We start from the raw sequence: 20,776 nt of genomic DNA on the forward strand, positions 1-20,776 counted from the left end.
TGCCTCTGTGCCAAGTATACGTTGTTTGCGGACCGCCTCATCTATTTTTCGATAAAGGGAACGATGATGCTGACGGCCTGCTGGGGTTGCTCTTCCATGATCCAATGACCGGAATTGGTGATGACCGCGCCCTGGACATTGCTCGCGACGTAGGCGAGTTCCGACTGCATGGATGCGCCGAAGGAGTGATCACCGCCGATCGCGAGCACAGGCATCGGCAACTTGCCGGTCTTTGCCAATAGCTCTTTGTTGTCCTCACCATCTTGGAGAAAGGCCGCGAACTGTCCGCTGAAGGCGTCGTGAATAGCGTTCGGGCGGGCATAGAGTGCCGCATAGTGATCTCGGGTCTGGTCGTCGATCGCCGCGGGATTGGCCGACAGATCATTGTAGAAGCGATCAAGCAGGATGCGCTCACGGCCGGCGACCAGCCGTTCGGTGTCAGGACCGCGGAAATTGAAGTGCCAGAGCTTGGGATTGGTCAGCTGCGCGTACCAGGTGCCAAGCCCGGGAAGCGGAGCGTCCATGGCAACCCATTTGGTGACGCGGTCGGGAAACTGGGCTGCCAATGCGTAGCCAACCATATTGCCGATGTCATGGGTGATCAGCGCGACTTTTTGAATCTTCAACTGGTCGAGAATGGCCGCGATATCCCGTGCTTGCGCGGCCTTTTCGTATCCACTCTCCGGGTGTGACGAAAGACCCATGCCGCGTAGATCGGGAACGATCACCATGTGGTTCTTCACCAGAACTTCGGCCAGCGGCTCCCACATGTCTCCGGTATCTCCGAAGCCATGCAGCAGCAGCACGGCCGGGCCCTGACCCCCGACGCGAACATATTGCGTGCCATCCGAGACCGGCATCTCCTGCGCGTGAAAACTATTTGGAAAAGGCCGGGTTTCGGCGGCCGCCCGACTCGCAAAGAGCGGCACGGTCAGCATCGCCGCGGAGAGAACAAGAGCGAACGAAATCTGACGGAAAGAACAGGGCATGCTATGGCTCTTTGAAAGGACGCAGGCTGATGCTGGCATTTGCATCTCGTGGTGCCGTTCTTTAATCGTTCGAGCTCTGATGAACCAGCGCACGCAAAATCGCACCCGATCGACCGGCATCGATCGCGGATCTCAACTGCCATCTCTGATAGTCTGGACATTTTCGAATGTCCGCGGAAGTGAATCTATTTCAGCCGCCCGATGCGCACGCTGCAATCCGCTGCTTCGGCGACGGTGAATGTGCAACGAGCTTCTGCCACCTGAGGTCCAGGCAGTGCAGGATTGGCTTGGATCGTTCGCAACGATAAAGTGCGACTTAGCGGGAACGGCGGTTCTTAGCGAAAGTGCTGCGCTTCCGCTGAAGCAGCGTGACAAGGCGAGCCGCCATCTCACATGCCATACTCGTGTCGATCTGATTTCCTGTTGATTTGCAATCAGAGATTCCCTCGGCAATATAAGACCTGAGGCGGCGCTGGTGTCACTGCTTCGCAAACTGGGATCGTAACCAATCACGAGCATTAGTGAGGCCGTGGGAATTGCCCGGGGAAAGGTACCATGTGCGATTTCGTTCACGGAGGAGACGGACGGACGTCTGGTTAAAGAGGAAACACTGGAGCAGGCGACTGAAACCGTGAACGACGAGACATTTCGAAGGTTGCTGCGGTAGGAACCGTCGCTACATTGCCGAAATCGGGCAACGTTCGCGCCGGTTTGACTTGTAGGGGTGTGGCACGCGTCATGTCTACCGTTTTCGCTCCTTGGACAGTTTCATGACAAACCGCACCCTCGGAAGTCGAGCTATGAGTAGGATAGCGCAATGCTGCTGTGGTTTGTTGCGTGCCGAGGTGATCGGCGAGCCCGCGTCTGTGGCCGCGTGTCATTGCGTCGCATGTCAGCGCCGAACGGGCTCGGCCTTTGGAGTTGCCACCTATTTCTCCAAAGAACAGGTGCACACCAAAGGGCCGAACAAGGTCTACGACCGCAGCAGCGACTCGGGGCGAAAGGTCGAACTCCATTTCTGCCCCGATTGCGGTTCCACCGGTTTTGGTACGCGCAGTTTGACCCAGGACTTATCGGCATTCCCTTTGGGGCGTTCGCTGATCCCTCCATGCCTTGGCCGACGTTATCTGCGTGGGAGACGACAGGGCATCCCTGGGTAACTTTCAATCACGAGCTCGATCACCTTCAACGTCAAGACGAACTTGAAGGCATGGTGAAAGTGAGCAGCTGAGTGTCCGGCCGCGTGTCCGAAACCCAGGCGGCGATTGGTTATCCGCACACTTTCCACACACCCCGACCGAAGTCCGTCAGTAAGTGAAAAGGCGAGATCCGAAACCTGACAGTGCATGTCAGCCTTCACTTTAAAAGCTCGATTTGGTCGCGGGAGCACGGCTCGCCGTCGCAGTTCTGTTAGCGCATATGAGCACTGGAGCGCGGCGTATTCTCAAAGCTGGAAACCGAGTGAGCTTCCTGCCCAGACTACAGCGAAGTTCGAACTGGTGATCAACATGAATGTGAATCGGCGTGGGGTCCGGGCGCCAATCGGTGCTGCAAGTGCTTGATTGACCTCGAATTAGTGGGGTCAATCTTGGACGCCGGATCACACTCAAGGCGACACCGACGCGTTAAGGACGGTGGAGGCTTCGGTCAGACCGTTGCCAGCGCCGTGAGAGAGAGACGATCGAGTTCAGCAGATTGCTTTCCGCTTCCTGGGGCGGTTTCTCTAGTCTCGGAGGGGATCAAATCCGACGTCCCGACCGCCCAGACTCCCTCAATGCGACGCCTGCAGAAAATACCGACGGTCCTGCAAGCATTCGATCATGGGCGGCGCCTATCCGGGGGCTGGAATTACAGCGGCATTTTGAACGGATGGCCGCTGGACTGTGATTGCTGGCCGCAGCAAGCAAATTGCCGTTGACCATCGCCCGGATCGGCTGCTTCAATTCGCAAAAAGAGAGGCGGCGGCAGTCCCGACCGCCGACATAAACAGCCGATCGGGAGGGAAGTCATGCCGCTGCGTATGAACCGTCGTTCCGTGCTGAAAGTGATCGGCGGGTCGATCGCCGCACCAATGCTCGCGCCTCGCGCGGGCAGCGCGCACGAGGCGTGGCCTGCCCGCCAGGTGCGTTACATCAACGGCTTTCCGGCTGGCGGCGCCACTGACACGCTTTCGCGCATTTTCTGCCAAAAGATGAGCGACATCTCCGGTCAGTCGTTCGTGGTCGAGAACAAGGGCGGGGCGGGCGGCTCGCTCGGTGCGGACGCAGTCGCCAAATCAGCGCCGGACGGATACACCGTCGGCCTCGGCGGCATCGCAAGCAATGTGCTGGCGCTCGGCACTTACGCAAAACTTCCCTATCACCCCGTCAATGATTTCACCTTCATCGGCGGCATGTGGCAATTGCCGAACATCCTCTGCGCCCGAAAAGACCTGTTCTCGTCGGACATCCGGGAATTGCTGGCCGCCTTCAAGAAGGAGCCACGCAAATACACCTACGCCTCAGCCGGCTTTGGCACGACGCTGCATCTCTCCGGCGAGATGATGAATAGTATGGCCGGGGTCGAGGTGGTTCATATTCCGTACAAGGGCGCCGGTCCTGCCTTGACAGATCTCTTGGGCGGCCGCGTCGACATGCTGTTCGACAACCTGCCGGGCTCGCTGCCGAGCGTACGGGCCGGACAGATCAAGGCGGTTGCGGTTACCGCGACAAAGCGCATTTCCGAACTGCCGGGCGTACCCGCGATGGCTGAGGTGCTGCCGGGATATGCGATGACCTCCTGGACAACGATGATCGGTCCCGCGAACATGAAGCCGGACCTAGCGTCGCAAATCAACGCGCTGATTCTGAAGGCGCTCGCCGATCCCGCAGTGAAGCAAAGATATGCCGATCTCGGCGCTTCGGTCTGGCCGATCTCGCCCGAGGAAGCCACGGCATTCCGCAATGCCGAGGAAACACGGCTGCTGCCGGTCATGAAGGCGGCCGGCATCAAGCCGGAGTGAAGCCCTTTCGCTGGCCGAGAGCTGATCGGTCGCCGGGATCACGACAGCTAATGATCAACGGTGGTTGATTCCGCCGACGTAGCCAGATGATCGAGCATCTTTCAGCGTTACCTTCTGCGTGCCCAATCGAGTTAGGTGCGTCTCAGCTCCGTTGTGTGGAAAGGCTCAAGCGAATCAATGTCATCGACAGGCTGCGTCTTCTGGTTCCACTTGAAATAACGCAGCGTTATGTTGTCGGGTGTGAAGTCAGCTATCAGGAAACCATTCTCTTCGATCGGTGCAACGGTCTCTTCCATGTCCAGGTGCTGCGGTGGCCTCGGGCCGACGCCACGGAATTCCGAGGCCCAGCCGCCGTTACTGGTGCCCAACGGGCCAGGGAGAACGGCGACGACGGGATTATTCGAAAAATTTAGATGACCGCTCCGTAACATTCGACCCTCGCCGATCGCATGAAGGTCGCCGCTGATGACAAGCGGAATGCGCCCAGGCATCTCTGAAAGCGATGGCATCAGCCGGTCATGTTGCGAGAGCCAACCTCGTTGCCAATAAGGCTTGGGTCTCTCCTCCGACAACTTGCCATCGGACCCTAACAGATCAGGATACCATTCACCCCACTTACCTGCGCTCCAGCCTGGCGGGTTGGAAGGGACGTTCACTAAATGAATGACGTCCTTCGCCGCGGCGCGAGCCTTTAGCCAAGTTTCCACGTCGGGAGCCACAAATACCGCGGTCGGTCCAGCGAGCGTAACAGTGCGCCTTACGTCATAGAGAAGGATCTCAGCGAGGCGTCCATAACGCAATGTACCGAAACTTTCCGAGAGCCCGGAGGGGCGAAAGGATGGCTGGTCAGGATTATCGGACCCTGGAAGTCCGGGTGACCGGTTCGGATCGGGCAGGAACTCAGGATACCAAAGCCGTTGGGTCGCCCGCGCCGATTGCAACATGAAATTGTCAGGCGGAAAAGTGACAGCGTCATCCGTCGCCTCGTCATTGTCGAAATGGTCGTGGTCATCTTGTAAAAAAAAGACGGGCGTCGAACGGCAGAGCGTGCCGTACAGCGGAGTTATCTGCTCACCCGCAGCGCGAAGCAATGCACTCTCGTTAGCGCCACCTAAGATGGGCGCATTCCTGTCAAAGCGCGCGTATTCAAGCGCCGCCTTCGAGGCACCCAATTTCGGTGCAGCTCTTGGCGCAAGAAGATCCCAATAGACGTGATCTCCATTCGCAATCAGCGCATCAGGCGCAAAGGAAAGCCCTCGTCGCAGCAGCCTCTGACGAACGGCTGCGGGCAGGAAGCCAAAACCAGTATGATTCGCGCTGAAAAGGTCGTGCCCACCTGCGCATGAATAAATCAGAAGGCGGAGCTTACTCGGCAAGTCGTCCGGCGCAGGCATCGTAGATAGTTTCCAAGATTGACTGAGGCTGCGGCCGTCAGAAGACCTCAAGGATAGTTCATAAGAGGTCCCAGGCTTGAGGTCGCCGGCGTGAAACTGCCAGAAATAACCTCGCGTGTCGGATCGAAGGCCCGAAATTCGTTGGTCGCCAACATGGAGAGTCGGAGCGGCGCCGAGCGGGTTTTTGAATGACGCCTTTATTAGAATGCGATCATGGCTGCTGGTAGGGAGGAGATGCGATAGCTCGCCATCATCCCAAGTCTGCGAAGTTTGCGTTGCGGTGGTCGGTGAATTTTGGGCAAACACAGAGTTTACCTTGCCCAAAGGAATTAAGCCCAGTGCTGCCGAAGCTCCGGCACCGAGAAGTCCACGCCGTGTGGTCGCCATTGGCAGCCTCCCTTGGATAGTCCCTGCCAGTGACACTGGCCTTTTGGTCTATGAAACAATGCAGAAGGCGTATCGTCGAGTAACGTTTTCGATGTCTAAGGCGGCGAAGAACTCTGCCATAGTTCTCCCACGTGCCGGTCCTCGACCCGAGCGGATCCGACGTTGCGATAGGCGACGATCCAGATCAGGAAACCCGAAAGCGCCAACGTGGCGCCGACGGGACCGGTGGAAGTCCAGCCCAGCCCTTCGCGAATGGCAAGGCCGCCCAGGAAAGGGCCGAGCGCATTGGCGGTGTTGAACGCCGAATGGTTGAGTGCGGCTGCGAGCGCCTGCGCGTCTCCCGCGACGTCCATTAGTCGTGTCTGCAGGACGGCTCCGAGCGAGACGCCGGCGCAGATCGCGAAGACGTCTGCCGCGAGCAGCCAGGGATTGCCGGCGGCAAGCGGAAATACCAACAGCGCGCCTGCTGAAAACAGGAGGATGCTGCCCGCCGTCGGCATCAGCGCGCGGTCCGCGAAGCGCGGAACAAACAAATTGCCGAGCGTGGCTCCGATACCGAACACTGCTAGAAAAAATGGAATCACCGTGGTGCTCACCTTAGTTATCTCGATCAGTGTTGTCGCAAGATAGGTATAGACGGCGAACATGCCGCGGAAGCCGATTGCACCAATCGCAAGCGTGATCCAGACACGTCCGCTCTTCAAGGCCCCGAGTTCTCGCAGCGGATCCGACCTGTCGGCTTGGTCGCGCGGCGCGAACAGGGCGCAAAGCTGGACCGTGAGCAACGCCAGCAACGTCACGAGGCCGAAGCTCGCGCGCCAGCCGACCGCCTGCCCAACCAGATTGGCCAGCGGCACGCAGATGATCGTGGCGCATGTCAGGCCGAGCATCAGGCGGCCGACCGCCTGGGAGCGACGATCGTAAGGAACGAGCGACGCTGCGACCAGCGCGGCGATGCCGAAATAAGCGCCATGCGGCAATCCCGAGAGAAAGCGGGCCGCGATCATCCAGCCATAGCTTGGCGCAAGCGCGGTGAGCGCATTGCCGAGCGCAAACACGGCCATCAAGAGCAGCAACTGCGTGCGCCGAGCGAACTGCGCGCCAAGCACAGCAATCAGCGGCGCGCCCAGCACCACGCCCAAGGCGTAGGCACTGATCGCGTGTCCCGCGGTCGGCTCGTCGACTCGAAGGTCGGCGGCGAAAAATGGCAGCAAACTCATGGATGCGAATTCGGTGGTTCCGATCGCAAACCCGCCCATCGCAAGCGAGAAGAGGATGATGCCGAGACGAAGGGGTGCCGAGGCCGCGGTCGAGTTCGCGTGGGTCGAGGTCGTCATGTTTCCTGCATTGGTGGCGTTAGCGGGATCCAGCCCAGCGAACGTCGCCACCCTGCAGAATTTGTTTTTGTAGTTAAACCCGGATCAGTCCGCGTCAACGCCGGAGCCTCAACGCAACGCAGACCGCATATGAGCCTCCCGATCTGCGCGTGCCGGCGCTCGAGCGCGCGCCCTCGTCGGGCACGCGAGCATGTCGGCTGTCAGGGAGGACTAGCAATGGCCAACCTGTGCCCAAAACGATGCGATTGACCCACAGCGGTCGAACATAACCAATCTAGTTGTTACAGTCGTCTGCTGTAGAACCTCCGAAGAAGGTAGGAGCGCAGCGAGCAAAATTAGTGCGATCCCCAGATCTATTGAAACGTCCGCGACGTTAAAAACCCAAGCAAATCGAAGCTTCGAGGCATCGAATAAGTCTACGACAGCCCCCAATCGAAGGCGATCAACAGCATTCCCGATGGCGCCGGCCGATCAAAGCGAACCCAACAGCATTCATGGTCGATGTCGATGGCCGCAATGCAGATCGGAGCAAAACTGCCGCTACGACAAGGCTTACGGCAGAGAGCGCCCACCGGGAGAACTCACCGTAGTCAGGAACTAAACCAAAGGCGTTGCTGCGATTGAAGACAAGGGTGAGGTCAATGGGACCCGCCAATTTGATAGTCGTGCCAACGGTGACCAATGACATGAGTGCCCAATGTTTCGTCAGCTGATCCAATGCCAGCACCGCAAATGCAGCAGACAACGCGAAGAGGCGGTTGTTCAAATCAATCTCCTGTTTGCTGCTGCGTGCCGGGTTCCGGAAGACGGCTCCCTTATATCGGGCAACTCTGACAATGTCGCCTAGTGGCCGATTCTGTTGAAACAGTCGAAAATGCTGCCAAGGCAAAATTCTCGCAAAAACTTGCCGGCGGCAGATTCCTTCTGAGGATAGGTTCTTCATGCCAAGAAGAACGTCGTCGAAAGGTTCTGTTCAGGTCAATGCGGTCCACCGTGTCTTTGGCCCCGACAGCGGCGAAGACTTTTTCAACAGAATCGGCCCTGAGCCGAACAACAGCGACGCCATCCTGACGCCAGCCGTCGAGGACAGATCAGACGTCGTTGGGCGCTCGCCTCCACTGCCGCTCATGACCCTGGCTGTTCTCTAATTCCGGGCCTGCGGTCAAGACTCTCCAAACACATCCTTCGGGTTCATGGTTCTCTCCGCAGTAGGGGCATGGATTCAGTGCGGCGGCAAATACGAGACGTGGCGCAGGCCGGCTTTGGGTCAAAACCGGCCGCGGCGGACCGATCTAACCGACGTCTGCTTTACCCCTTCGAGCCGCCGCACAATCGAATTGATCTTCGTTGCAGCATCGCAATTGGTATTCGGCTGGATCCATGAAGGCGCGGCTCCGCGCCGATGTCAGTTCGCTTGCCGAGCTCGACTATCCAATCCGACAAGAGATCATGTGGAAGGAGGACTTCATCCTCGAATTCCTTCGGCTCGAGCAGACCGATCCCGTCCGTCACGCGCGGCGATGGACGCGATCGCCCGCATCGACCGAACGATCCGCGAGCGGCAGAGCGCCAGCACCGACAACGGCCGGCGCCGGCGCAGCGGGCGCTTGAAGATGTTCTTCGACCCTCCCGGAACCAAGGCGCTGCGAACGTGGAGGCATATGTACCTCGACGCCGAGCGCGATCCCTGGTGTTTCGCCCGCGCACGTACGAGAGTGGTAACCGGGACGAGCGCCTGAGCGACGATCAGACCGCGCCCTGCAAGCTGCGAAGACGGTTTGTCCGATAGACAAACAGGAACTGTTACGGAGTTCTGAACAATGGCTGAGGCTCGCACAGTGAGGGACCTCGGCCAATCGCACGAAGACTTGCCTGATGGCCTCCGTAGAGCCCGAGCCAACGGCCACCGTTCCTAATGGGGCCCTCCACGTTAGAGAGAAGAGGGGGCAGCCCCGGCGCTAGTTCGCATTGTTCTTGAGCTGGGGCCGCTCGCCGGCTAGTGCATCCAAATTAAATAAATTAAATCATTTAATTGTTAAATGAGATATTTATGTTGTTATCTCGCTGCCTCAGGCGTGCGAGGAATTCATGAAGATCGTACCTGGCGCTTCGGCGGCGTTTTTCGCTCTCGCTCTGGCAATGATTGCGCCGCCTGCGAATGCCTGCAACGGCGGGGGAAATTGCGACAACGCTCCCGGTCGAGACCCGCCCGGTCACCGTGTCAGCGGAGCCTCCGGTCCCATTGCTGGCGCGGGTCTTCCGGTGCTCGCCGTCGCTTATGCGTCTATTGGCTGATTAAGCGCCGCCGCAGGTACGACTGAAGTTTTGAAGATCGGTGCCATGCTGTCGATGGGGCGCGCCCGAGGCCGCGTGCACTGATGTGTGACAGCCGCCTGTCACGTCCCGAGAGGAACGGTCTCAGCCTTGCCCCCGGCCGGGACCGTTCCTTTTTCTTGCCGCGAGCCTGGGACGCGCAATCACGAAACCTCAATGTGCTGGTTCATGCTTCGGCTTGGAAGTAGGAAGCGTGCTCCCTAGGGTTCGTATCTCCCGCCAAGCCAGCCCCATAACGATGCATACGATCAGCCATGGGTGGCGTTTCATTGCGAAATCGATCAAGGCCCCACCAATCGCGGCTATGCCGACCAAAAAGCACAACGCATAAGCCAGCCAAGGCCAGTTCTTGTGTTTGGCCTCCGGCTTCCGCTCATGGGTCCTTAGCACTCCCCGGTTGGCCGGATTGGTCTCCGTCTGATTAGGCTTGGCAATCTCGGCCGGTGCCAGCCGATACTCCCTCTCAGCGAACTCTGGGTAGAGGTCGCCGAATAGCGCGCGCATACCCCGATCCATGGTGTCGTTCAGTTCTGCCTTGTCTGCCAAAGTGGATTCGGTACTGCTTATACGCACCTCTCACGATGACGACATTATCCAGGCGCGAACGCACCCTCTCCGTTTGCGAACGCCGAAGCCAATCGGATGACGTCCCTGAAGAACCCCTATGCTGATGCAGCCTGACGGGAAGGGCCATACCGGAGGCCGGTGTCATGCTGCCAGCCTGTCTTCTTTATCCGGCCCTCGCAGGGCTATCTTGAGCGTGTGATCCGGCAACAGACGCCGCAGGGCCTTGGCTTCATCCCATGGGGCGCGCAGCCCCATCGCATCAGTACCAGTTCGCGGCCATCGGCGGTCTCGCGTACCACCGGCGCCGGATAATCGGGAAAGACGCCCGGCATCGGCGGCAGGTTGCCGACATAGCGATTGATGACGCGGAACAGCGCGCCAATCGCTTCCTGGTTGGTGTTGATCGAGTAGAGATTGCACGTCAGCCAGCCTCGAAGGGATGAGCCTCGCATACTTGCCTGTCCACGCCGGCGATGTCGATAGCGGCGCCGCAGAGCAGCGTGAGGTGCCCGAGTCGGCAGTTTCCCACATCGCGTATTTCCACGCGGCAAAAGCCTGCGCGTCACGCCACGCCTGAAAGTCGGCCTCGGTACGTCTGGCCAGCAGCGACTCCCAAGCGGCCTCGAATTCACGCCGAGCGATCTCGAAAGTCGCCGCGTTGCCGTTCTTGTGCTCGCCTGGCTCGGCCCGGGTCGAACCCGCAAATCCGATCTCATTTGTTCTCGTCGTTCGGCCCACCGATGCGCTCCGCGATCGTGCCGACCTCCACGTGCCGTAGTGGACTCGCCAGCATCCGGAGCGGTGAAGATCGCGTCGTCGCGTCAGCTTAGTCATTTCTCCTCTTCCCGATAGTGCCGCTGTCGCGGCGCGAGTTGGTGCAGATCTGCCGCCAGCCGCTTGCCGGCCTTGCGCACTTCTGGCAGCGCAGCCGGCTGGCAAGATCAGCGATGGCAGTGGTGGCGACGTGAGGCAGGGCTGCGAGGTCGACGCTGCGCGGTGTCTTGCAGCGCGAGCATTTTATCTCCAGCCAGCTGTACCCGCCGTTGATGGTCCTGATCGGTAGTCGGTGAGGGATCGATCGGGCCTCCGTCAGCCCACACCCGCTCGTTCCAGCTCTGGCAGGCAAGGCTGTCCGCCTCCCGGATCAGCGCCTCGCCAGCACCGCGCTTCTCTGCCGCCGTTCAGCGAGGATTTTGGTGATGGCTCGGGCAGTCGGCTCCTCGCGAGAGCTTTCCGGGGTGGCCGGAGAGGGGTGTGGGATGGTGCTTGGAAGCCATATGGCCATGATGTAGAGGGTTAGACTCGCTGTGCGGGCCGTGTTGTGGTTTGTCCGAGAGCGATGCACCTTGATCTATCCGCGAGCGCTTTGTTGGCACTCATTTGGAGGCCTCTCGGTTTGGCCTTCTGCCCTCCTGGGGTAATTGCGCGAGTGGAGCAAACGTAAGAGCTTTACAGCGTCGGGCTCGCCCTTGGTCCGGCTGTCTACAAACCCCAGCTCTGAGCTGGATTGGACCTTTGGCGCGCCCGCCAATCGAACGAGGGAGGCATGCCGTACGTTAAGCTGCTAATCCCGGTTTTGGCATGTGCACTGATATCGCCTGCGCTTGCGAAAACCTGTTGCCCTGCGGGCTGCACGCCGGAGGTCGATAGGTGCGTGACCACAGGTCCCCTGTGGACCCGTTGCATCCCCATTGCGTGCGCCGAGCCTGCTCGAAAGTCGTCCGGCGAGTCCGCTGGTCCAACGCGCAAGCATCGAACCTCGGTGGTCGCCCGCCTGCGACGCGCGGTCCGCTACGTGGCCCCACCGCAGATCCCCCGGCACTGCCCATTGGTGAATCCGACCAAAAAACAGGTCGACGAGGCGACCGAGCAATGCGTGAACGCGTTGACCCGAAATGCGCGGTTGCGGGATTGCATTTTGGAGGACGATGCCGGTAGGACCGAAGACCAAAGGACTGGCCTAAGCTGCCCTGATCGCCAAGCTGCGTTGGCCAAGCAGTGTATAAAACGCTGTGCCGACCACGCAGCGAATACAACACGTTTGGCTTGCGCCGGCAGCTATCCGAACACGCTCTGGCGGGTCTCTTTTGGAGATATTTCGGGCGGCATCCTTGGTTTTGCGCGCGTGGATCTCTGCGGGCCTCGGTTGAGGGCCAGCATTCCCAGCCGGCTGCGGCAGGCTCCTCCATCGCGGTGAGGCACATCTGAGAGGCCGATGTCACACTTCGCCGGCATCTGTGGCCGCCAACCCACAATGTGACTCAATGCGATCGCCGAGCACGCGTACGCTGTCCTCGTCAATTCGCTGTGGTGAATTTCACCGCGATCGGCATGGGATTAGCGAAGTGATCTGCTGTTAAGGGCGACCGATGGAGGTTACTTTCCAATTCCGGCTCTCTCCCATGATGCTCTGGGACCTTACTACGCACTAATTCGCAGCGATCGCCACATCGATGTCTACGGCCTGACGACCGTTGCATCGGCGGTCGGCATGCCTTGCAGTTCTCGACGTCGCCGCAACGGAGTTGCTCGACGTCTATCAGCATTCTCTCTTGCTGGTTCGTCTGGATCAGCATGTCGCGTGCGCGGCGACCGACTGCCGGAGGATCCCGCGGGCGCTGATGAAAGTCAGCGCTTGCCTGCTGGGACGTCGCTACGGATATGTCTGACCGCGGCCGATCTCTGCCCGCTCGATCGGCCGCTATGCTGTTCGCACAGCGATGTAAGGTTGTTCAACAAGTCTACGACTGCTGTTGATCGTTGGCCCAGCCCCGTACGATTTGCAGCATCCAATCAGAAAGCATGGCTATGGGTGCGGCGACGCGATGAAATACATGGAACGACTCGGTCTCGCCTCTATTAAATCCGCATGTGTGCGGTGGCGTTGCGTTCCCGATTGCGTTCTCTGGCGCGCGTCCCCGGCGCGCGGAAGGCTCCGATTCCGGGCTTCATCGAATTCTGTGACCCGGTCCAGCGGGACCGGCCCCCGGGCGGTGAAGGATGGGTCTACGAGATCAAGGCCGACGGCTATCGCGCGCAACTCCATTTGCGGCCGGATGAAACCAGGGTCTATTCGCGGACAGGACTAGACTGGACCGAGGAGTTCTCGTCCATCGCAAATGGTGCCGAACGCCTCAAGGTCAAGAGTGCTGTGATCGACGGTGAGGCCATGGTGTACGGCAGCAACGGACTGCCTGATTTTCAGCAGTTGAGGCGCGAGCTCGGCAGGCGGGAGAGCGCACAACTCCACTATCACGCCTTCGATCTGCTCTACCTGGATGGCTATGATCTGAGGGCGGCAGCTCTTAAGGAGCGCAAGGAGCTTCTCAAGCACGTGCTGGCGGACGCACCGAAAACTTTCATCCTCGTCGAGCACGTCCTGGCAGATGGCGACGAAATCTTCAGAAATGCATGCCGGATGGGCCTCGAAGGACTAGTCGCCAAGCGCATAGACGCTCCGTACCGTTCCGGGCGGCAGGAATCGTGGGTCAAGCTCAAATGCAAGAAGAGCGAGACGTTTCCGATCGTCGCGTTCGTGGAGAAGCTTGGCGCGCGACCGCGCAGAATCGCGTCCCTCTATGTGGGTCGACACGCGGGCGACAAGCTTCTCTACGCAGGCAAGGTGCAAACCGGCTATACCGAGAAGAGCGCCCGCGAATTGCGCGAGCGGCTCGATCCGCTGATCCGCCGAACTTCCCCGCTGAGCATCCCTGTTAAGAAGCCGAAGGCGACCTGGGTCGAACCTGAGGTGAAGGCCGAGGTGGAGTATGGCGCACTGACCGACGACGGCTTGTTGCGTTCCGCCGTGTTCAAGGGCTTTCGGGACGATCTCGCGCCGCCGAAAGTCCGGGCTCCGCGGCTCGCTCCCTCGTCAGTCGCAAGACCGAAGATCGGCGTGCCACGCGAAAATATTCTTCAGCTTCTTCCAGATGCCGTAACTCCGTCGAAGGACGAACTCGCCAGCTATTGGACTCGGGTGTGGCAGAAGGCTCTGCCACACCTCGGGCATCGGCCGCTGAAGCTCGTGCGTCACGTGCGCGGCACAACCTTCTATCACAAGGGACCGCTTCCGAAGGACATCCCCCAAGCCGTGCACGAACTGCGCATCCGCAAGCGCGAAGGAGGGGAAGGCATACGGCTATGGGTTGATCATCTCGACGGCTTGCTCGGGCTGGTCGAGATCGGAGCCGTCGAGCTGCATCCCTGGAACGCTACCGTCGAAGACGTTGAACTCGCCGATCGCATCGTCATCGATCTCGATCCCGGTGAAGGCATCCCATGGGATGCGGTTGTCGAAGGTTCGCTGCGAATGCGCGATCTCCTGCGGGCGGAGGGCTTCGATCCCTGGCCCAAGCTGACCGGCGGCAAGGGAATCCATCTCATGGCGCCGCTTCAGGGCCGCGTGCCGCATGATCGGGCGCACAGTTTGGCGCGCCGCCTGGTTTCCGAACTCGCTTCGCGCTTTCCGGACGAATACATTCTTTCGGCACAGGCGAAGCGTCACGGGCGGATTTTTCTCGATTACCTTCGCAACGGGCGAGGGACCACGGCAATCGGCACCTATTCGCCGCGGGCACTCCGTCATTTTCCGATCGCCGCGCCCGTGACCTGGGCGCGCATCGAAGCGGGGATCCGTCCGGACGTCTTCACGATGCAGCATCCGTTTCGGACCACCTGTAGCACGACAAGAAGCATGGGAAAGCAGCGAGCCTGAGCATGGCGATTAGCGACTATCTTGCGGAAGCGAAGCATGGTCGCCGATCGAAGCGACCGCGCAACGCACTGCAAGCGCGCTTGCCGGAGCGCAGGTTCGGGAGCGTCCGAACCATCATCCTCACGCGTCGCTACGTCTTCAAGTTTCCTGGGCGATGGACGTGGTCAGGCCATCGGTGGTGGTGGGATTTTTTGTTGCGTGGCCTTTTGAGCAACATGCAGGAGCGGAAATTTGCAGCCGAAGGCTGGTCTGAACTCTGCCCAGTCTGCTTTTCGGTTCCTGGCGGTTTCCTCGTGGTGATGCCGCGCGCAGACCCCCTGACGGATGGCGAGTGGCAACAGCTCGACTACCGCGCATTTGTTACACGCGGTGACGGCTATGTTAAAGAGAATTTCGACACGTTGGCGGGCGAGTGGCGGCGGGGTGACCTCGGCCAGCCCCTCCATTGTCTTGTTTTTGGCAACGCCGAGCCAGAGGCGGGCATCGTTCCTGCGGAATACAAGCGCGATAGTTTTGGCGTGCTAAAAAAACGTGTCGTTGCAGTGGACTACGGCTAGGTCGCAGCTCACCTGCTCAGCAACCAGCCGTTTCCTCTCCTTCCCCTCCCGCAGAAGACTAACTCCACGCAGGAGGAGGCGGAGGAACGGACGGCGGCAGCAGCCGAGCTGACCAGCCTGCTGAACAGCACCCAGAAATAGATCGCGCCTAGACTTTACCTCTTGCGCATGTGCGCTAAGGACCTCGCGCCGCTAGGAGCCGAAGCCGCCATGCTCCAAAGACCAGCGCGCGCGTTTCCTTTTTGTTCGCCGAAGATGATCGTGATTGAGTGTGCGCTGCTGCGGGAGATTAAATTGCGCCGTATTGTCGGAACTAGCCTTCCTTGGTCGTCTTGAATCAAGCCGTCTCAAACCGGAGTTCTGCGTAACATGGCTCCCCGCGCCAACTGGAAAGGCTTCCTGCGTCTGTCCCTGGTTACCTGTCCGGTTGCACCGTACCCGGCCACATCGGAGAGCGAGAAGATCTCGTTCAATCAGCTCAATCGAAAGACCGGTCATCGCATCAGGTACCTGAAGGTCGACGCCGACACCGGCGAGGAGGTTGCCAACGAGGACATCGTCAAGGGTTACATGCTCGACAAGGAAACCTTCATCGAGGTGTCGAAGGAAGAGCTCGAGGCGGTGGCGTTGGAATCCACCCGCACCATCGAGATCGACGAGTTCGTCGACCGCGAGCAGATCGATCCGCGGTATCTGATCCGCCCTTACTATCTCCGGCCAGATGGCAAGGTCGGCCATGACGCCTTTGCGGTGATCCGCGAGACCATCCGGGAAATGAACAAGGTTGCGATCGGGCGGGTGGTGCTGACGAACCGCGAGCACATCATCGCGCTCGAGCCGCTGGACAAGGGCCTGGTCGGGACGCTGCTGCGCTATCCGTACGAAGTCCGCTCGGAGGACGAGTATTTTGACGAGATCCAGGATGTCAAAGTCACGAATGATATGCTCGATCTCGCCAAGCACATCGTGAACCAAAAGTCCGGTCGGTTTGAGCCGGACAAGTTCGAGGACCAGTACGAGACGGCGTTGATCAACCTCATCAACCAGAAGCGCGCCGGCAAGCCGATCACGCCGAAGGAGCGGCCGCGCGGAGAGAATGTCGTCGACCTCATGGAGGCGTTGCGGCGCAGCGTCGGGGGCGCCGCGGCCGAGACCAAGGCTCCGAAGAAGTCCGCCAAGACGCCACGCAAGGCGGCGGCTGGCCAGAAGGAAATGTTGATGCCGATCGCCGGCAAGAAGCAGAAGGAGACGGCTGCGAAGAAGCCGACAAGCAGGCAACAGCGAAAGTCGGCCTGACTTGGACATGATTTCGCCGCAGCAAAAACGGGCGTGAGCGTTTTCGGCTAATCGCAGCGATAAGAGAGACGCCAGCACGAATGTTCGCGCTCACCTTCTTGGGGACGTCGTCAAGCGTTCCGTCGGCCGAACGCAACCATCCGGCACTTCTCGTCGAGGCGGGAGATCACCGCATCTTGGTGGATTGTGGAGAGGGGACGCAGCGCCAGCTGCTGCGGGGCGGCGCCGGATTTCGACGGCTCCACCGGCTCCTGTTGACCCATGGCCATTTCGACCACGTGCTCGGCATTCCGGGGCTCTTTTCGACCCTGAGGCTGCGGCGGAACGCCAAGATCATGACGATTCACGGCAGCCCGGGCACGCTCGAGGTCGTCGTCCGGATGCTGGCGGGCCTGTGGGGCGAAGGGCGGGCGCCGATCCCACTGCAGCTCGTTCCGCTGACGGCCGGCCCGGTGATCGACGCTGGTGAATTTGCGATCTTCTGCTTTCCGGTGCGCCACCGGGACACCGACAGCTTCGGATTCTCCTTCGAAAATCGAGCCCGCCGTCACCTTCGGCCGGACCGCCTTGCGTCGCTCGGCGTACCGGACGGTCCGGTGCGGAAGGATTTGGCGGAAGGACGGCCGGTGACGCTGGCGGACGGCAGAAGGATTGATCCTGGAGACGTCCTCGGACCGCCGGAGGGGCGGAAGAAACTCGTCATCGTCGGCGATAGCGAAGCCACCGACGGCTTGGCCGACCACGTCCGCGGCGCCGACGTGCTGGTGCTCGAGGCCACGTTTCTGGAACGCGACGCGGCGATCGCGCGGGACTACGGCCATCTCACGGCGGCGGAGGCGGCCGCCTTAGCGGCGAAGAGCGACGTCAGGCTGCTCGTCTTGACCCATATCTCCGGCCGCTACCGCGATGAGGAAATCCTGGCCGAGGCAAGGAAAATATTCCAGAACAGCCGGGTTGCCGGAGATTTCGACCGCATCGTGATCTAACCGGCCGCGCTGGAGAGCACGCAAATGGCGAGGAAGCTTAAGGCCTATCAGACCTCGTTGGGCTTCTTCGACCTGGCGATCGCGGCGCCGTCCATGAAAGCGGCTCTGGAGGCCTGGGGCGCCGACAGCAACCTTTTCCATCAGGGCGCGGCGAAGCAAAGCGAGGATCCCGATGTCATCGCAGCGACCATGGCCGCCCCGGGCGTGGTTCTGAAGCGTCCCGTCGGCTCCAGCGGGCCCTTCAAGGAGCACGCCGAGCTGCTGACCGAACTCGCCGGCGACGGCACTTCGAAGAAGTCAGGCCGCAAGTCGGCGAGCCGACAGCCGCAGAAGCATCCGAAGCGCACCGAAGACGAGGCGGCCGACCGGAAGGCCGCACTGGCTTTTGAAAAGGAGCAAAAACGCCGCGACCGCGAACGCGCAAAGGAAGAGGCTATCAGGCAGAAGGAGCGCGAGCGGCGGCAACAGGCCGTCTCGAAGGCGCAAAGCGCCCTGGAGTCGGCTCGCCGGAAGCACGAACAGAAGGCTTCGGAGATTCAAGCCGAGCGAGACGCGCTCGAGCAAAGATTTGAGGCCGAAGAAGCCCGTTGGGACAAAGAAAAGGCTCACCTGGAAGCCGCGTTGCGGCGGGCGCGAGAGTAAAGGCGCTCGGACGAAATGCCGAGGGAAGCGCTCCAACCGTTGCAGCCACAAGCGCATCTCGTCAGATCGGCAGATCCAATTGAGGTTCAAGCTCCGTCTCGCTCTGCAGTGACGATAGCGAGACGCCCAATAGCCTGACCAACTTCGGAAGCGGCATCTCCTTCTCGAGCAGACCAACGGCCAAGCGTCCCAGGTCTTCGCGGCTCGAGATAGCGGCGGGGGAGGACCGGCTGCGGGTGATGATCTCGAAGTCGAAAAACTTCACCTTCAATGTCACCGTGCGGCCGCGATTGCCGGTGCTTTCGCAGTGATGCCAGACCTTGTCGATTAAAGGCTCGAGCTCAGCGACCAATGCGTTCAACTCAGAGAGGTCGCTCCAGAACGTGGTCTCGGCGCCGACCGACTTCCGGAGCCGGTTCGCACGGACCGGACGTTCGTCGACGCCGCGCGCGATCCAGTAATAGTAGGCGCCCGCCTTACCGAAATGGGCGTTCATGAATTCGGGCGTCTGACGGCGCATGTCCATGCCGGTAAAGATGCCAAGCCTGTTCATCTTCGCACTTGTCGCCGGACCGATGCCATGGAATTTCTCGACGGGGAGCTGTTCCACGAAGGTAGGTCCCATTCTCGGGGTGATGACGAACTGGCCGTTCGGCTTGCGGTGGTCGGAGGCGAGCTTTGCCAGGAACTTGTTGTAGGAGATGCCGGCGGAGGCGGTTAGGCCGGTCTCACTCAAAATCTGTGCCCTGATGGCGGTTGCGATCTCCGTCGCAACGGGAATGTTCTGGAAGTTCTCGGTGACATCCAGATAGGCCTCGTCCAGCGATAGCGGCTCGACGATCGCGGTGTGCTCGGCAAATAGCGTGCGGATATGTCTTGAGATCTCCTTGTAGACGTCGAAGCGCGGTTTGACGAAGATCAGGTCTGGACACAGGCGCCGCGCCGTCACCGACGGCATCGCTGATCGGACGCCGAATTTGCGGGCCTCATAGCTCGCAGCGGCAACGACACCGCGCTCCTTGGACCCACCCACGGCGATCGGCTTGCCACGCAAGGCGGAATCGTCCCGCTGCTCGACCGAAGCATAGAATGCATCCATATCGATATGGATGATCTTACGTTGTCGCGCCTCGACGCTATTCTGATCCTGATCCGCAGATGCCATGTGGCAATCATACAGGAAGCCGTTGCCAAGGTCGCTTCCCCCGCCAGCAGTGGACAACGGGGATAGGGCTGGGATGTGCTGGCTCCTCGGGATCGCCGGGCGATGCTGGCAGTTGAACGTCTCTAAGTGGAGGATATGTTACGGCGCTGCACCTCTTTGGCGATCACATTGTTCATGCCGCATGATTGCGATGCAGAAGTTCGATGAGCGAATGACGGCCAACCTGGAGGTTGTCCTGAACAACGTTTGCCGCGGCCTCCCAAACAGCGGAGGCTCTCATGAGCACCGCAAGTTCATCGCCAAGAAGCTGGTGCGGGCTGCGCAGCAAGGGAAGAGGACGCTGGGATCGCTCGAAGTCGTAGCGCAGCAGGGCTGCAGAGACTCTCGCGAGGGAAGACCGCGTGAAGACTCTCACCTTAGCCGCAGCTGTTGCCGACATATCACCAAGCCGACGGCGCACCGGTCTATGGTCGCGCCAAAGGGGGATAGGCATGTACGACGTGTATTTGAACGGCCGGAACGATCTCCTGGTCATTCCACGGGGGCACGCCGTTCCTTTGCATTTGAGCGGCAACTGGCGGAAGAAGAAACGCGCAGTACGGTCGGTGAGCGAGAAAATCCGTCAGGACGTGCAGCGCCGCGGCTACCATCGCCGGAGCCTTGTTGGCGATCGGTCGAATGCGCGAAAAGCGCCGTCCCCGCTTTCGCTAGTCTAAGGCGGGCACTCCGGGCAGGTATCTCCGATCGAATCGAGCACTTCAGCGATCGCGGCAGCCGCAGCCTGGTAGGAAACGCCGGCCGGCGCACCCTCACGAGCGATGAGTGAGGTTGTCGCAACCCCTCAATCTCAAGACAGGACGCCCCGTTGCGCTATCCTCTTGGCTCCGCCGCCAGCCGCGCGAGCGGTTTAGTCCTTTGGCCCATCGCGTTGGTTGGGTGCCGCAGCGACATGTCTGAAGCGAGAGGTAGAGCGGAAGTCGTCCCACTCAGGGGTCGGCCGCCGCCTTTGACCCTTCTGCGACATGGACAACTGGATTTACTGTGATGCAAAACCACGCTTCCCTTCAGGGGATACGCCCTTCATCTGGCACGTCCAATGAGATAGGTCGGGCCGTGTTCATCGCGAAGATCTTCTCGAATTCGACTCGCATATTGCCGTGGCATTCGCACGCCGCGGCCGCGAGCCGCAACCGGTCGATCTCGATTCGGCCTCGTCGATCAGATTTGATCGCTCCGGATGCGCGCAGATCGCGCATCAGGAGCGTCACCGTCGTTCGTCGCACACCGAGCATTTGCGACAAGGCCTCTTGCGTGAGCGGAAGAACGTCGAGGTCGATGCAGTCGCAAAAATGGAGTAGCCATCGGACCATGCGGTCTTTGACCGGATGCAGTGCATTGCAGGCCGCG

At 60.2% G+C, this 20,776-nt stretch carries 16 protein-coding genes and 2 pseudogenes; 8 read left to right on the plus strand and 10 right to left on the minus strand.

Features of this window, described 5'->3' with window-relative positions; all coding sequences use genetic code 11:
• Window positions 1–41: 41 nt before the first annotated feature.
• Window positions 42–989 (minus strand): alpha/beta fold hydrolase, encoded by a 948-nt coding sequence (locus AC5ZGW_RS27960; RefSeq protein ID WP_130225191.1) that lies wholly within the window; start codon window positions 987–989, stop codon window positions 42–44.
• An 800-nt stretch (window positions 990–1,789) separates the two neighbouring features.
• Between AC5ZGW_RS27960 and AC5ZGW_RS27965 the strand changes: the two genes are divergently transcribed.
• Complete coding sequence (locus AC5ZGW_RS27965; protein WP_245474647.1) at window positions 1,790–2,149, plus strand: GFA family protein; 360 nt, start codon at window positions 1,790–1,792, stop codon at window positions 2,147–2,149.
• Between the two features lie 848 nt (window positions 2,150–2,997).
• Entirely contained in the window at window positions 2,998–3,990 is a 993-nt protein-coding gene (locus AC5ZGW_RS27970; RefSeq protein WP_130225176.1) for a Bug family tripartite tricarboxylate transporter substrate binding protein, read from the plus strand.
• A gap of 131 nt (window positions 3,991–4,121) precedes the next feature.
• On the opposite strand, the gene AC5ZGW_RS27975 is transcribed toward AC5ZGW_RS27970, so the two are convergent.
• The 4 genes from AC5ZGW_RS27975 to AC5ZGW_RS27990 form a co-directional block, all read right to left on the minus strand.
• Window positions 4,122–5,771: a metallophosphoesterase family protein gene (locus AC5ZGW_RS27975; protein ID WP_130225177.1), complete on the minus strand. Its 1,650-nt coding sequence runs from the start codon at window positions 5,769–5,771 to the stop codon at window positions 4,122–4,124.
• Between the two features lie 95 nt (window positions 5,772–5,866).
• Window positions 5,867–7,108 carry an MFS transporter gene (locus tag AC5ZGW_RS27980; RefSeq protein ID WP_165435150.1) on the minus strand — a complete coding sequence of 414 codons (1,242 nt, stop codon included), beginning with the start codon at window positions 7,106–7,108 and terminating at the stop codon, window positions 5,867–5,869.
• A 210-nt stretch (window positions 7,109–7,318) separates the two neighbouring features.
• Window positions 7,319–7,540 (minus strand): signal peptidase II, encoded by a 222-nt coding sequence (locus AC5ZGW_RS27985; RefSeq protein WP_165435151.1) that lies wholly within the window; start codon window positions 7,538–7,540, stop codon window positions 7,319–7,321.
• 10 nt (window positions 7,541–7,550) lie between these two features.
• A complete protein-coding gene (locus tag AC5ZGW_RS27990; RefSeq protein ID WP_165435152.1) occupies window positions 7,551–7,874 on the minus strand; it encodes a signal peptidase II in 324 nt (107 codons plus the stop codon).
• A 614-nt stretch (window positions 7,875–8,488) separates the two neighbouring features.
• Here AC5ZGW_RS27990 and AC5ZGW_RS27995 point away from each other — a divergent pair.
• Complete coding sequence (locus AC5ZGW_RS27995) at window positions 8,489–8,719, plus strand: hypothetical protein (RefSeq protein ID WP_130225180.1); 231 nt, start codon at window positions 8,489–8,491, stop codon at window positions 8,717–8,719.
• A gap of 876 nt (window positions 8,720–9,595) precedes the next feature.
• Here AC5ZGW_RS27995 and AC5ZGW_RS28000 read toward each other — a convergent pair.
• The 3 genes and pseudogenes from AC5ZGW_RS28000 to AC5ZGW_RS28010 all read right to left on the minus strand — a co-directional run bounded on the left by AC5ZGW_RS28000 (window position 9,596) and on the right by AC5ZGW_RS28010 (window position 11,286).
• Window positions 9,596–9,988: a hypothetical protein gene (locus tag AC5ZGW_RS28000; RefSeq protein WP_130225181.1), complete on the minus strand. Its 393-nt coding sequence runs from the start codon at window positions 9,986–9,988 to the stop codon at window positions 9,596–9,598.
• A 260-nt stretch (window positions 9,989–10,248) separates the two neighbouring features.
• Window positions 10,249–10,461 (minus strand): annotated as a pseudogene (locus tag AC5ZGW_RS28005) (hypothetical protein); the annotation flags it as partial.
• A 378-nt stretch (window positions 10,462–10,839) separates the two neighbouring features.
• Window positions 10,840–11,286: pseudogene (locus AC5ZGW_RS28010) on the minus strand (hypothetical protein).
• A 1,592-nt stretch (window positions 11,287–12,878) separates the two neighbouring features.
• On the opposite strand from AC5ZGW_RS28010, the gene ligD reads away from it, so the two are divergent.
• The 5 genes from ligD to AC5ZGW_RS28035 all read left to right on the plus strand — a co-directional run bounded on the left by ligD (window position 12,879) and on the right by AC5ZGW_RS28035 (window position 18,204).
• Window positions 12,879–14,723: a DNA ligase D gene (ligD, locus tag AC5ZGW_RS28015; RefSeq protein WP_130225182.1), complete on the plus strand. Its 1,845-nt coding sequence runs from the start codon at window positions 12,879–12,881 to the stop codon at window positions 14,721–14,723.
• Between the two features lie 2 nt (window positions 14,724–14,725).
• Complete coding sequence (locus AC5ZGW_RS28020; RefSeq protein ID WP_130225183.1) at window positions 14,726–15,280, plus strand: hypothetical protein; 555 nt, start codon at window positions 14,726–14,728, stop codon at window positions 15,278–15,280.
• A gap of 369 nt (window positions 15,281–15,649) precedes the next feature.
• The gene (ku, locus tag AC5ZGW_RS28025) at window positions 15,650–16,576 is read left to right on the plus strand and encodes a non-homologous end joining protein Ku (protein ID WP_130225184.1); all 927 of its coding nucleotides are present in this window, start codon (window positions 15,650–15,652) and stop codon (window positions 16,574–16,576) included.
• 80 nt (window positions 16,577–16,656) lie between these two features.
• Window positions 16,657–17,562: a ribonuclease Z gene (locus AC5ZGW_RS28030; RefSeq protein WP_130225185.1), complete on the plus strand. Its 906-nt coding sequence runs from the start codon at window positions 16,657–16,659 to the stop codon at window positions 17,560–17,562.
• Window positions 17,563–17,586: 24 nt separating this feature from the next.
• Window positions 17,587–18,204, plus strand: coding sequence for a cell envelope biogenesis protein TolA (locus tag AC5ZGW_RS28035; RefSeq protein ID WP_130225186.1), 618 nt, complete (start codon window positions 17,587–17,589; stop codon window positions 18,202–18,204).
• 61 nt (window positions 18,205–18,265) lie between these two features.
• Here AC5ZGW_RS28035 and dinB read toward each other — a convergent pair whose 3' ends face one another.
• Window positions 18,266–19,369, minus strand: coding sequence for a DNA polymerase IV (gene dinB / locus AC5ZGW_RS28040; RefSeq protein WP_130225187.1), 1,104 nt, complete (start codon window positions 19,367–19,369; stop codon window positions 18,266–18,268).
• A gap of 1,064 nt (window positions 19,370–20,433) precedes the next feature.
• On the minus strand, window positions 20,434–20,776 hold a 343-nt coding region (locus AC5ZGW_RS28045; RefSeq protein WP_496113992.1), incomplete at its 5' end, for a Crp/Fnr family transcriptional regulator.

The sequence above is a fragment of the Bradyrhizobium sp. Crot121 genome, assembly GCF_059512385.1.

What these genes read in the sequence shown, in the direction of transcription:
- ligD (WP_130225182.1), top strand. Translation starts at nt 12,879, where the DNA reads ATGTGTGCGGTGGCGTTGCGTTCCCGATTGCGTTCTCTGGCGCGCGTC.
- AC5ZGW_RS27965 (WP_245474647.1), top strand. Translation starts at nt 1,790, where the DNA reads ATGAGTAGGATAGCGCAATGCTGCTGTGGTTTGTTGCGTGCCGAGGTG.
- AC5ZGW_RS28020 (WP_130225183.1), top strand. Translation starts at nt 14,726, where the DNA reads ATGGCGATTAGCGACTATCTTGCGGAAGCGAAGCATGGTCGCCGATCG.
- AC5ZGW_RS27970 (WP_130225176.1), top strand. Translation starts at nt 2,998, where the DNA reads ATGCCGCTGCGTATGAACCGTCGTTCCGTGCTGAAAGTGATCGGCGGG.
- AC5ZGW_RS28030 (WP_130225185.1), top strand. Translation starts at nt 16,657, where the DNA reads ATGTTCGCGCTCACCTTCTTGGGGACGTCGTCAAGCGTTCCGTCGGCC.
- AC5ZGW_RS27975 (WP_130225177.1), bottom strand. Translation starts at nt 5,771, where the DNA reads ATGGCGACCACACGGCGTGGACTTCTCGGTGCCGGAGCTTCGGCAGCA.
- AC5ZGW_RS27995 (WP_130225180.1), top strand. Translation starts at nt 8,489, where the DNA reads ATGAAGGCGCGGCTCCGCGCCGATGTCAGTTCGCTTGCCGAGCTCGAC.
- ku (WP_130225184.1), top strand. Translation starts at nt 15,650, where the DNA reads ATGGCTCCCCGCGCCAACTGGAAAGGCTTCCTGCGTCTGTCCCTGGTT.
- AC5ZGW_RS27960 (WP_130225191.1), bottom strand. Translation starts at nt 989, where the DNA reads ATGCCCTGTTCTTTCCGTCAGATTTCGTTCGCTCTTGTTCTCTCCGCG.
- dinB (WP_130225187.1), bottom strand. Translation starts at nt 19,369, where the DNA reads ATGGCATCTGCGGATCAGGATCAGAATAGCGTCGAGGCGCGACAACGT.
- AC5ZGW_RS28035 (WP_130225186.1), top strand. Translation starts at nt 17,587, where the DNA reads ATGGCGAGGAAGCTTAAGGCCTATCAGACCTCGTTGGGCTTCTTCGAC.
- AC5ZGW_RS27980 (WP_165435150.1), bottom strand. Translation starts at nt 7,108, where the DNA reads ATGACGACCTCGACCCACGCGAACTCGACCGCGGCCTCGGCACCCCTT.